The organism is Candidatus Frackibacter sp. WG13 (genome assembly GCF_900114655.1).
GTDB lineage: Bacteria > Bacillota > Halanaerobiia > Halobacteroidales > Acetohalobiaceae > Frackibacter.
This window is the reverse complement of sequence record NZ_FOTT01000002.1, coordinates 21,082-33,610: the sequence shown is the minus strand read 5'-3', so window position 1 is coordinate 33,610 and position 12,529 is coordinate 21,082. Positions and strand designations below refer to the sequence as shown.

Sequence of the window (12,529 nt, the reverse complement as noted above, 5' to 3'; positions counted from 1 at the left end):
ATGAATCTTTTAATTACGAAGCATGAAATTCACTCTTTTTAAAGACCTGACCTACTACTTGAGTAAACGCGTCTACTATTTTAGGATCAAACTGCCCTCCTTTATTAGCTTTTAGTTCATTGACTGCCTCTTCTTGTCCCATAGCTGAACGATAAGGTCGATTGCTAGTCATCGCATCAAAACTATCTGCAACCGTTAAAATACGAGCTAATAAAGGAATATCTTTTCCCTCTAGTCCATAAGGATAACCGGTTCCATCATATCGTTCATGGTGATGCATAATTGCTGGCACAATCTCGTCTAAATCATCTAAAGGTTCAACTATATTGACACCAAAGATAGTATGCTGCTTAATCAAATCCCATTCACTCTTATTAAGCTTGCCCTTTTTATTCAATATATCACGACTAACTTCTATTTTACCGACATCATGTAAGAAAGCTGCATACTTTAATATTCGTAATAGCTCCGTACTTATCCCTAACTCTTCACCGATAGCCATAGCATACTTCATTACCCGTTCAGAGTGGCCGTATGTATAGCGATCGCGAGCATTAACAACCGTTAATAAAGTACGCAAAGTATTAAGTAAACTACTATCAGTCCCCTCTAACTCTCTCTTCAACTCAGCAAACATAGAATTATAGACTTGGATTCCATTCTTATGAGATAACTTAACTTTATATAAAGCTTCATCGGCATTATTAATTAACTCTTGTGGGGTTTCTATATAATCTGAATAAGTAGCTAACCCCAATGAAGCAGTTAAGACCCCTTGAGCTAACTCCTCCTCACCAACAAATGAATATTCGCGAATTGCATCCTTAATCTTAATTGAAGTTTCCTTAGCTAGCTCTTTACTAGCATCTATCATAATAACAGCAAATTCATCACTATTCAATCTAGTCACAACATCATTATCTCTAGTGACTTGCTTCAATATTTGTCCTACCTGGTATAGAGCTTGGTCGCCTTGTTCAGCACCTACATGACGATTATACTCTTTAAAATTATCTAGATCAATCATAATTAGAGTTAAAGAATAACTTCCTGCTTGAGCATAATTAAGCTCTTCTTCTAATCGACGATGAAAATATCTAAAATTATATAACCCTGTTACTACATCGGTAATAGAACGTTCCTGTAATTTTTGACTTCTCTTTTCTAAGCTTTTTCGCTGACTATCTATCATTCTAACTACTATAACTAATCCAAAAAGTACTCCGGCAAATAATAGACACTCAATCCAAAACTTCATCGTAAAATAAAATTCTAATCTATTATAATGCAAATATAAGGTTATAACATAAATCAAATGCCCTGTTAATCCAATTAAAATTACTTGCCAAAGTTCTTGACGCTTAATCCCTATCCGTGCTAATAATATAATATATGCTAACAAAAACGGACTTTCTAACCCTCCAGAATGATAGACTAAAAGTGAAATAAAAGATAAATCCAAAATTGCTGCTAACACCTGTGCCACTTGATTCTCTTCTTCTTGACTAAAGTAGTAATAAATCCCAACTATAATATTTAACCCTAATATTATCAATAACCCTTTTACAATTCCCGCCTGCAGCTCTTCCCCTAATAAAGCTACAAAAAGCATAAGATTAAGCACTAAAAAGAGCGATTTGAACTGTAAATAACTTATATTAAATTGATGATTAATTATCTCTTGTAATCTTTGTTTGCAATATCGCAACAATGCTATCACCTCCTTATTCACTCTACCTTATTTCGATAGTCAGATAAGTCTCCTTCCTTAAAGACTAAATTTAAAAACGAATCGACTAATTCCGGATCAAACTGTTTTCCACTAGCTTGCATCAATTCTTCTCGGGCTTCCTCCAAAGTTAATGGATCTCGATAAGGACGAGCTGAAAGCATAGCATCAAAACTATCTACTAATGATAAGATTCTAGCTAACAGCGGGATTTGATTCTGAGATAGTCCATATGGATAACCTGACCCATCATAGTTCTCGCGATGATATAGTACCGTTGAGATTACTTCTCTTAAATCTACTTGTTCAATTATCTGCTTACTATGAACCGGAATCTCTCGAATCGCTTCTTGCTCTTCTTCATTCAAATCGCCAGACTTATTTAATATTTCAGCATCAACTTCAATCTTCCCTAAGTCATGTAAGAATGCTGCATACTTTAAAGACTTAATCTCTTGATCTGATAGCCCAAGTGTCTCTCCTAAAGTAGCTGCCAACTTTCCTACCCGTTCTGCATGAGCATAAGTATACGAATCGCGATTATTTATAATAGAAATTAAAGACTCTATCTCTTCCATAGCTTGTGATTCTTTGCTTCCTATCTCTGCTTTTAAATCTTGAAGCAACGAATAGTAGGCCTTAACATCATTTCTACCTTGACTCTTAACCTCATATAGAGCCCGATCTGCCTTATCTACAAGTTCATTAAGTGAATCAGCATTTTCGGGATAAATCGCAACTCCAATTGAAACTGTTAGATTTCTCTTCAATTGATGTTCCTCTTCAAATTTGTAGTGTGCAATTGATTCTCTAATTCGCTCAGCAATACTTAAAGCTTTTTCTTGGCCTGTATCAATTAAGATAATAGAAAATTCATCTCCACCATATCTTGCTACTACATCATGTTTACGAACATTATTATTTAAAATTTCACCAATCTGCCTTAACACTTTATCACCAGCAGGGTGCCCAAAAGTATCATTATAAGTTTTAAAATTATCTACATCTAGCATCAACAAAGAAAGAGGGTAATTATAACGCTCAGAACGATTGACTTCTTTTTCTAATCTTTCATAAAAATAACGATGATTATAGACCTGTGTTACTTCATCAGTATACGAAAGTCTTTCTAATTCATCATTAGCTTCTTTCAAATCATATGCCAATTCCTCAACCTCTTCTTTTGCTTCAATTAATTTGTGTTGCTGCTGTTGAATAACACGAGTAATCAAAACAGTATTAATGAATATCCCAGCAATCAATAAGCATTGGGTCCAAAAAGTATCTGTTGTATAAAAATTAAAACTACCATAATATAAGAAAAGTGTAGCTACATAACCTAAATGAGAAAAGATACTACTCAACACTACTTCTTTCATTCTAGGACGAACAACCCCAACACTTACCATCAAAATCCCATAAGCAATTACAAACAGACTCTCTAAACCACCTGAATATGTAATTAAGAGTCCTACAATAGCTAAATCTACTACAAATGAAAAATACCACAAACTATGATAAAATAAATTTTCTGCTGAACTCTGCATAAAATGATAAGCTAAAAAATGAATAGCTACTAGTACTATAAGTAATGACCAGAAATAAATGTCAGTAGTTTGAGTTCCATTTAAAATTAAGAACAGACCTAAAGTAAGTATTATGAAGCACCATTTGCGCCCATAATCAGAAATATCAATTGGAATCTGTAAATCATTATCAATATGCAAAGCTAAATTGCTATTATTCATTTTTCCTCCCTCCTTTCTTCCACTTACTTATAAAATTCGTCATTTTTTCGATATTTCCTGCAATTATTTGCTAATCTATCTATAAGATTCATTTAACTCCATATAAGTATCTTTAATAACAAAAATTAGTCTTGTGAAAATAAAGAAGAGGAATGAGTGACTACTTTGTTAAAATAGTCACTTATTCCTCAAAATAATTATACTTATCAAAATAAAATATATCGCCTTACTAATCCCTTTTAATCACTATTTTTTCTATACCATTTCTGTCTAACCTTTATTCTGGTGACATGATAAACATAATTTACCATTCTTGTTAGATACCCGCAAATAACTTTCTGTACTAGAGCTATGCGGATTATGGCAGGTTGCACAAGTTACTTTCCCGTCTGCACCAAGAGAAAAACCTTCAGGAATAGTAACGTTCTCAGATGGTTTTATTCCAATCGGGTGTGTACTTCCATCTTTTTCAAAGAAATGTTTACCCTTATTAGTAATAGTACCATCATGACAACTGTAACACAGAGCAGTAATCGATGATAACTCAGTTCCTTTCTGTGTCTGTAGCTCAGGAGCAAAAGGCCATAAACGATCTCCACCAGCACCGTGAGGCACGTGGCAACTTGAACAACCATTTAATGGATGACCTATAGACTTAGGCTGAGCAGCTAAAACTTGTCCCCCTAATATTATTGCCAAAAGCATACTCAATGTAAGAATTACTATCCACTTCTTCATAATCTTATTCCCCTCCTTTCTAAGAAATTATTTTAAATCTGTAATTTTATAGACTTGAATCTGATTATTTCCTCGATCAGCTACATACAAGCGATTAGTCTTGTCATCAATATAAATTCCTAACGCCTGTTTAAATAAAGGCTTCTTAGTTTCGCCACCAATCTTGAATAAGAACTCTCCATCATCATCAAGCACCTGTACTAACCCTAGAAAACTATCAGTAACATAGATACGTTCTTCTTCATCAATAGCTATATCTTTTGGTCGGGCAAAGCTTCCTTCTCGATTTCCTACTCGACCGAATGTATCATCAAACTCCCATTCTTTTTTTCCGTCCTCCTCAAAGATTTGAATCCTGAAGTTTAAAGTATCGACTACATATAAATCATTAGACTCCGGGGCAGTTATTAAGCCCACCGGATACTTAAACTGTCCATCTCTACGACCAAATTCACCGATAATCGTAATGAACTCACCTTTTTGATTAAAGACCTGGATTCTATGATTTTTAAGGTCTGACACATATACTAAACCATCATTACCAATCGTTATCCCAATAGGTCGATTAAACTGTCCTTCTTTATCTCCTTCTTCTCCTTCTATGCCAAATTCAAAGAGATAGTTGCCATTCTTATCTAAAACCTCAACCCGATGGTTCTCAGTATCAGCAATGTAGATCTGATTCTTCTTATTAATAGCAAAGGAGAGAGGATATTCTACTTCACCTTCATCATCTCCACCATCACCAAACTGACGCAAATAGTTACCTTCTTGGTCATAAACTACTATTTGATTATTCCCAGTATCAAGAACAAAAATTTCACCATTAGGAGCAACTTTAACATCTGCTGGATAATTTAATGTTCCATCTTCAGTCTTTTTAAGGTTAAATAAGTGTTTGACCGGAGCCTCATCATCAGCTAAAACTATAGACGAAGAGAATAATATAATCATAAGAAGGCTAATTCCCAGAATGCCTCCCTTAAGTAAGCTGCTTCTTTTCAACTCTTCCATAAATTTCATAACCCCTTTCTGTAGTTATAAGAATATACAAACATATCCTTAACTTTGCTGTAATTCTATATTTTTATATTTCTATACTTCTCCTTTAATCCCTTTTAAAACCTAAGTATATTTTGTCTAAAATAGCCATTTCCCCGTAACACCACTAATATTATATTACTATACATTCTACTTATGTATTAATTTTCCTGCATATCTGTAGATTTGTTTCTTAAATAGATATCAATTCTATCTCCATCTTCTACTAACTCCTTCACACTAGACTCTACCTTGTTCTTTTTTAATACTATCTTTTCTTTATTTCTTTCAGATAACGTATAATTAATATGATTCAAAACTTCTTCAATCGTTACTTCTCCTATTTGATAAATAATTTCATCTCCAGAGACTACTTTCGCATCTAAATCGGCCTCTACTCCATTTTTAAGTAATTTAAAGTCATCTATCGGCACCTTCAATTCTCTACCATTCATCAGAATATCCATTCCAGTCTTAATTTCAACTTCTTCTAAAATATCTTTCACAGTTATAGGTTTTACTTCAAACTGTGGTTTGAATTCAAAATATAGTTCATCCCCTGACTCAACCTCCGAGCTAAGATTAGTCTCTTCTCCATTTAATTTAATTTTGTAATTATTTAAACTTATACTCTTCGACCTACCATTAACTTTATAATTAATTATCTCACTCTTTAATTCTTGCTGAGGAATATTCCAAACTTGTTCAATAGCATCCATAACTGTTTTAACCTCTTGATAAGTAATCTGTGCTCGGTCATAAAGAGACTCGTCTAAATCTACTAGTTCTCCATCTAAATAATACTTCGGTTCTAAACTCACCTTTTCTCCATTAGCAATTATATCTTTGCTTTCTAATTTAGGCACTACATCAGCAATAACTCCTACTCCAGGTCTACTCTCTTCACCAAATTGGACTTCAATCTCATCCCCATTCTTTATATAATCATCTAACTCCACTTCCTCATCATTAAGCATAATCTTACCTGAACTCCCTGCTTGACCAGGAATAACTTTTACTCTATCATTAACCTCTATTGTTAACGCTAATCCTAGTGTCGGTTCTAACTTTTCAAGGTCTATCTCAGCTGCTAATAGAGCATCTGAAACTTTGGGTTCAGACAAAGTAAAGAGATGAATCAAGTCACCATTGACCTTGATATCTAAGAAGTTAGCTCTATTTGAGTTATTATAATTGCTCATCCCAATCCCTAAAGGCGTTATACCTTGAGTAATAGATAGTCCATCTATTCTACCTTCAATCTGGTCTGTATCTTGAGTACTCTTAATTCCAATTCGATTAACCGGCATCCCCAATGCTTTAGCCAATTCATCTCTTAATAATGGTGTTAAGCTACCACCTCCAAAACAGATAACTGCTTGTGGGTCTTCTTCATTTAAATTTAGAATCTCTTCTGCAATCAATTCTGCTAATTCTTCTATCTTACCTTCAATCTTATGCAAAATCTTTTGTGATGATATCTCTACTCTCTGATCTAGAATATCTTTAACCTCAACACTCTCTTCTTCTACTAACTTCCTCTTAATTTTTTCTGCAGTATGATAATCTAGCATATATGTATCGCAGATAGCTTCTGTTATTTCATCCCCAGCAACCGGCACCATCGCATAACCAATTATTGCTCCTTCTCTAGTAACTGCAATATCTGAAGTACCAGCTCCAATATCAACTAAAGCTAAATTAAAATTATGCATCTGTTGGGGAATTAAGAGGCTAGAAGCAGCAATCGGCTCTAAAGTTAAGTGTTCTACTTCTAATCCCGCTTGCCTAATCACCATTAATAATGAGTCGACTACAACTCGCGGTAAAAAAGTAGCTACTAATTCTATCTCTATCTTGGAACCTCGTTGTCCAGTTAAGTCTTTAATCTTCATCCCGTTTAATTTATTATTGATAACACTATAACCTACAAAATGATAGCCATGAACTTCTTCTTGAGTATTAGCAACTAATTTTTCTTGAGCCTTTTGAACAGCAGTAAATTCTAAAGTCTTCACATCATCATCAGTTATTTCTCTATTATTTTCAAACTTAATCTCATACTGACCCTTTACTGTCTTCAAAGCTCTTCCTGCTGCTGCAATTGCTACTTTTTCTAATTCAATATCTAATTTTTCTTCTAAGCTTTCTCTCATTTTTCTTACCTGTGTAGTTACCTCAGCCACATTATGAATCTGTCCATCTAACATTGACCGGCTCTTATGCTCTACTATCTCAGAATCTAAGATTACTAATTTATCTTCTTTTTTTTCAAAAACGACACCAACTACCGTTCTTGTTCCAATATCTAGAGCAAAGATTATATCTTGATTTTGAGTCACTGTCCTTCCTCCTTATAAAATTAACCACTTATTACAAATATTCAATTCAAAACTTAATTTTCCTTTAAATAATGAAAAATTGAATAAAAAGCATTGCTTCTGTTTATTATTCTTAACTAGGATATGATAAATAACATTTTTACTATTTTTTTGATCTTATGCAGGGAAATAATACATTTTTATCAAAATATATCTACATAACGCTATTTTATACTCAAGGTACCATCAAGAGTTGAGGAGGAAAGGCTATGGAAAAGATTAAAACTGAAAATCTAACACCGGGCATGATCCTAGTAGAACCAGTCATTGCAAAGAAAAACGACAGGGTTCTTCTAAGGTCAGGAGTTAAATTGACTAGTAAAAGAATAAACGCTATAAGAAAATTAGGGGTAGAAGAAGTCGCTATTGCTAGCCAATATACATTGCTTACAGAGCCTGAAACAACCACTATTAAGGAACTAAACTACTTAATTAAAAGAGAGATAAGACGACTAGCTCCTGATGACCCAGAAGCAAATACTTCTGACCAAATGGTTGAAGTATCTAAAAAGGCACGAGCAATTACTGATAAGATCTTAAGAAGTGAAGAAGTAATAAAGTTCTCTATTCGCATGAAGATATTAGATAATGAGTTCTTCTTTAAACACTCTGTCATTACTTGTGCGCTTTCGTTATTAGTGGCCGGAGCAATGAACTTAAGTGATAAAGACCTATTTAGAATAGGCACCGCAGCGCTGTTACATGACCTAGGTTTAGGGGAAATGCCTTTCTTAATTAAACCAGAAGCACCGGAAGAACCCGATAATGCTCTGTGGAAGGAGCACCCTACATATGGCTATTATTTAGCTAAAGAAGCTGGAGTTTCAAGAAAAATATGTAGATTAATCCGTCTTCATCATGAAAAATGGAACGGTAGTGGTTTCCCAAAAGGGTTGCAAGGAGAAGAAATACCATTAGGAGCTCGCATCATCTCACTTTGTGAAACTTATGACACTTTAACTCGTCATAACAGTTACCCACCTCATGAGGCTATTGAGTACTTTTATGGAACTGGAGACGTTATCTTCGATTCAAATGTAGTTAAAGCCTTTACTAATAATATAGCTGTCTATCCTTTAGGTTCTTTAGTTCGATTGTCAAATAAAGAAGTAGGTGTTGTTGTTAATGTTCGTAAAAATAAAGGGCCGCGCCCAATTGTTCGAGTCTATTATAATAGTGTTAATAGAAGATTAGAGAATCCTAAGATTATCGATTTGGGAGAAGAAAAGACAACCTTTATTACTGAAGTATTGTAAACAAAGTCAATATACCTCTTCCGCTTGCCGCTCATTCCGCGTCCTGCTCCATTCACTCTCAAAAACAGCCTTCCCGCCATCCATGGCTCCAGGCTGTTTTAAGAGTCGCTACAGAGGAATATTGACTAGAAAGTTATCCGCAATTTGAAATTAAGTATAGTTTCCTAATATAAGAACACAAAACTCCCCTGCTATAATAGCAGAGGAGTTTTGGTTAATAAGGGGATGGTTTATTAATAGAGGGGTATCTATTAACTTAATTAGCCTAGCATATCTTTAAGATCTTCTTGTGGGTCACCTGTCAATTGTAAATTAAAGTTCTCTTGTAAAACTCCAACTACATTGCCAGTTAAGAAGTTTGGTGCGCTAGGTCCTACATAAATATCTTTTACTCCTAGACTGAATAATCCTAATAAGATAGCTACTGCTTTCTGTTCGAACCAAGATAATACGATACTTAGTGGTAAGTCATTAACTCCACAATCGAATGCTTCTGCTAACGCTACTGCAATCTTTACTGCAGAACCGGAGTTATTACACTGTCCTAAGTCAATATAGCGTGGAATATCTGTACCTGGCACAGTTCCATAATCTATATCATTAAATCTGAATTTACCACAAGAAGTTGTTAATAATACACAGTCCTCTGGTAAAGAAGTAGCTAACTCTCGATAGTAGTCTCTACCTTTAGTCGGTGCATCACAACCAGCAATTACAAAGAATCGTCTAATCTTACCTTCTTTCACTGCTTCCACGATCTCTGGTGCAATTCCTAATACAGTTTCGTGGTGGAAACCTGTTAGTAGTTTTTCGTCAGAATCTTGGTCTGCTGCTGGTAGCTCTAATGCTTTTTCAATTAATGGTGTAAAGTCATCATTCTCAATCTTTTCTACTCCTTCTAAACCAGTTACATCGTAAGAGAAGAATCTATCTGAATAACTACCTTTAATCGGCATAACACAGTTAGTAGTTGCTAAGATAGCTCCTGGGAAATCTTCAAATAGCTTACGTTGGTCATACCATGCCTTACCGATATTTCCTTTCAAGTGATCATACTTGTTTAATTCTGGATATCCATGCGCTGGTAACATTTCAGAATGAGTATAGATATTAATTCCTTTACCCTCAGTTTGCTCTAATAACTCTTTAAGTGCATGTAGGTTGTGTCCAGTAACTACGATACATTTCCCTTCAATCTTATTCTGTTCTACTTCTACTGGATTAGGAACACCTAAGTTCTCAGTATGTGCTTTATCTAATAAGTCCATAACTTTAACTGTTGCTTCTCCTACTTCTAATGCTAATTCAACATGCTCCTGTAAGTTAAAGTTAACATTAGTTAATGTAGAATAAAGTCCCTTTTGAATAATAGCATCAACTTCTGGATCAGTATAGCCTAATTCTCTAGCGTGATTAGCATAAGCTGCAACTCCTTTTAATCCAAAAATCACTGTGTCCTGTAAACTTGCGATATCTTCATTCTTACCACAAACTCCTATCTTAGTACATCCTTTTGATGGAGTCTGCTCACACTGATAACAGAACATATTCATATCCACCTGCTCCTGCTTCTTCTCATCATTACCATTGCCAAAAAGTTTCTTAAACATCTTTATAACCTCCTAATTATTTTTAATAATTCTTAACTATTTATTTTTCTTTATCTCAACTCTGTTATTTACATTATAGCTTAATAACTAGGTAAATCTCTGTGATATATATCAATTAAGAATGTGATTCTTCTTTAACAATGGTAATAATAGCTCTAAAATAACATTATTTATGGTATTCTTCCCCGCGCATAATCTTAAATCCACGATATATCTGCTCTAGGATAATTAATCTACTCATCTCATGCGTAAATGTCATATGAGAAATTGATAATATGTAATTAGCCTCTTTCTTAATGTCTGCGTGCAAACCCAAAGCTCCTCCGATTATAAAATCGATCTCACTATAACCTTGAACTTGTAGGTTGCCAATAGACTTAGCCAAACCTGGCGAAGTCATATGCTTACCATTTGGGTCTAGTGCTATAGTATAGGAAGAATTATTAATCTTATCTTTAATCCGTTCAGCTTCTTTCTTCTTAACCTGTTCTTTCTCTGCTTGACTAAGATTACTACCGATTCGTTCATCACTAACTTCAATAATATTTAAGCCAGTATATCTATTCAACCTCTTACTAAACTCATTAATTCCTCTTTGAATATAATCACTCTTTATTTTACCAACTGCTATTATATTTACCTTCACCCTCATTCCCTCCTAATTCTAACAATAATATTAATACAATCAAATCCACGCCGGCCTCGATGGCCAAGTGCTGGCCTGACCTTACGCTTTTATAATGAAAGGACAGTGCGACGTTTTCGATAAACTAGTGCTGGCCTAACCTTGCGCCTTTAAATGGAAGGGCAGTGCATAATTAAAGGCTAGCTAATTAGCTAGCCTCTTCTTAACTATCTGTTATTTACTCCTGGTCTAGAACCTAATTTTATTTTAGTAGCTTTTAATTTATTGCCGCGGTAATAAGACACCTTTACCTCTTGGCCAACTTTAAATTCTTTTAACTTATTACGCAAATTAGTCATAGATTTTATACCTTCACCATTAATTTCTGCAATTATATCTCCTCTACGCAGACCAGCTTTATCTACTGGGCTACCATCTACAACCTTAGCAATAAAGATTCCTTCATCTCTAGACAGATCATATTCTTTAGCTAATCCAGCATCAAGGTCAACTCCATAGATTCCTAACCACGGTCTAACTACTTTACCCTTCTTAATTAATTCCTGAGCAATCTCCTGGGCAGTATTAATAGGAATAGCAAATCCTAATCCTTGGGCGCCTCGTATAATGGCTGTATTAATTCCAATTACTCTTCCTTGACTATCTAACAAGGCACCTCCACTATTGCCAGGATTAATAGCAGCATCGGTCTGAATCATATCTGTTAATTCAGTTCCTTTTTGAATTTCTAATTTTCTTCCTATTGCACTAACTACACCGGTAGTTACTGTATTAGAAAAACCAAATGGATTACCAATCGCAATAACTAGTTGCCCTACTTTTAAAGATTCCGAACTACCTAATTCCGCTACCGGTAAGTCTTCCCCTTTAATTTTAACTACTGCTAAATCAGTAATTGGATCCCTTCCCACTACTTTACCAGTAAATTCTCGTTGTTCCTGGTTTACTTTAGTTAAGACTACCTTAATCTTATCTGCACCTTCTACTACATGATTATTAGTTAATATATATCCTTTTTTATCAAAGATAACTCCTGAACCTTCACCGGTTACCCTTCTTTCTTGCCTACCATAAAAGAAGTCATAAGTTAATTGACGATTAACAGTAGTAATCTTAACTATAGCTGGCCCTACTTCTTCTACAACTTTAATTACAGAACTCTGTCCATTAGATTCTCCTTCTTCCTGAAAAGGTCCCTCATTTACCTCTTCCATTGGCGGTTTAGCTCTTAAATTTTGACTATTTTCAGTAGCCAATAATCCCGGTGCTAAGAAAGTCACTAATAATCCACCAATAATTGCTCCTATTAAAGCCGCTAAAAAGTAAGAAAACCAACCTGAATCATGATATCTCTTATTTTTACTAAAAAAGGGGCTCACC

The 12,529-nt window shown here is 34.6% G+C and carries 9 protein-coding genes; 1 reads left to right on the top strand and 8 read right to left on the bottom strand.

Going from position 1 to position 12,529, the window contains the following annotated elements:
- Nucleotides 1-13: 13 nt before the first annotated feature.
- From BM077_RS01700 to BM077_RS01680, 5 genes are all read right to left on the bottom strand, one after another.
- Nucleotides 14-1,711, bottom strand: coding sequence for a bifunctional diguanylate cyclase/phosphohydrolase (locus BM077_RS01700; RefSeq protein WP_089747957.1), 1,698 nt, complete (start codon nt 1,709-1,711; stop codon nt 14-16).
- A 17-nt stretch (nt 1,712-1,728) separates the two neighbouring features.
- On the bottom strand, nt 1,729-3,477 hold the full coding sequence (locus tag BM077_RS01695; RefSeq protein ID WP_089747959.1) for a bifunctional diguanylate cyclase/phosphohydrolase: 1,749 nt from the start codon (nt 3,475-3,477) through the stop codon (nt 1,729-1,731).
- Between the two features lie 270 nt (nt 3,478-3,747).
- The gene (locus BM077_RS01690) at nt 3,748-4,215 is read right to left on the bottom strand and encodes a cytochrome c3 family protein (RefSeq protein WP_089748035.1); all 468 of its coding nucleotides are present in this window, start codon (nt 4,213-4,215) and stop codon (nt 3,748-3,750) included.
- Nucleotides 4,216-4,242: 27 nt separating this feature from the next.
- The gene (locus tag BM077_RS01685) at nt 4,243-5,229 is read right to left on the bottom strand and encodes an NHL repeat-containing protein (RefSeq protein ID WP_176941601.1); all 987 of its coding nucleotides are present in this window, start codon (nt 5,227-5,229) and stop codon (nt 4,243-4,245) included.
- A gap of 188 nt (nt 5,230-5,417) precedes the next feature.
- Entirely contained in the window at nt 5,418-7,598 is a 2,181-nt protein-coding gene (locus BM077_RS01680; RefSeq protein ID WP_089747963.1) for a cell division protein FtsA, read from the bottom strand.
- A gap of 248 nt (nt 7,599-7,846) precedes the next feature.
- On the opposite strand from BM077_RS01680, the gene BM077_RS01675 reads away from it, so the two are divergent.
- Nucleotides 7,847-8,893 (top strand): HD-GYP domain-containing protein, encoded by a 1,047-nt coding sequence (locus BM077_RS01675; protein ID WP_090003389.1) that lies wholly within the window; start codon nt 7,847-7,849, stop codon nt 8,891-8,893.
- 260 nt (nt 8,894-9,153) lie between these two features.
- Here BM077_RS01675 and hcp read toward each other — a convergent pair whose 3' ends face one another.
- The 3 genes from hcp to BM077_RS01660 form a co-directional block, all read right to left on the bottom strand.
- Nucleotides 9,154-10,440 (bottom strand): hydroxylamine reductase, encoded by a 1,287-nt coding sequence (gene hcp, locus BM077_RS01670; protein ID WP_089748038.1) that lies wholly within the window; start codon nt 10,438-10,440, stop codon nt 9,154-9,156.
- A 229-nt stretch (nt 10,441-10,669) separates the two neighbouring features.
- Nucleotides 10,670-11,149: a 23S rRNA (pseudouridine(1915)-N(3))-methyltransferase RlmH gene (gene rlmH / locus BM077_RS01665; protein ID WP_089747966.1), complete on the bottom strand. Its 480-nt coding sequence runs from the start codon at nt 11,147-11,149 to the stop codon at nt 10,670-10,672.
- Nucleotides 11,150-11,355: 206 nt separating this feature from the next.
- Nucleotides 11,356-12,528 (bottom strand): S1C family serine protease, encoded by a 1,173-nt coding sequence (locus tag BM077_RS01660; protein ID WP_089747969.1) that lies wholly within the window; start codon nt 12,526-12,528, stop codon nt 11,356-11,358.
- Nucleotide 12,529 lies beyond the last annotated feature (1 nt).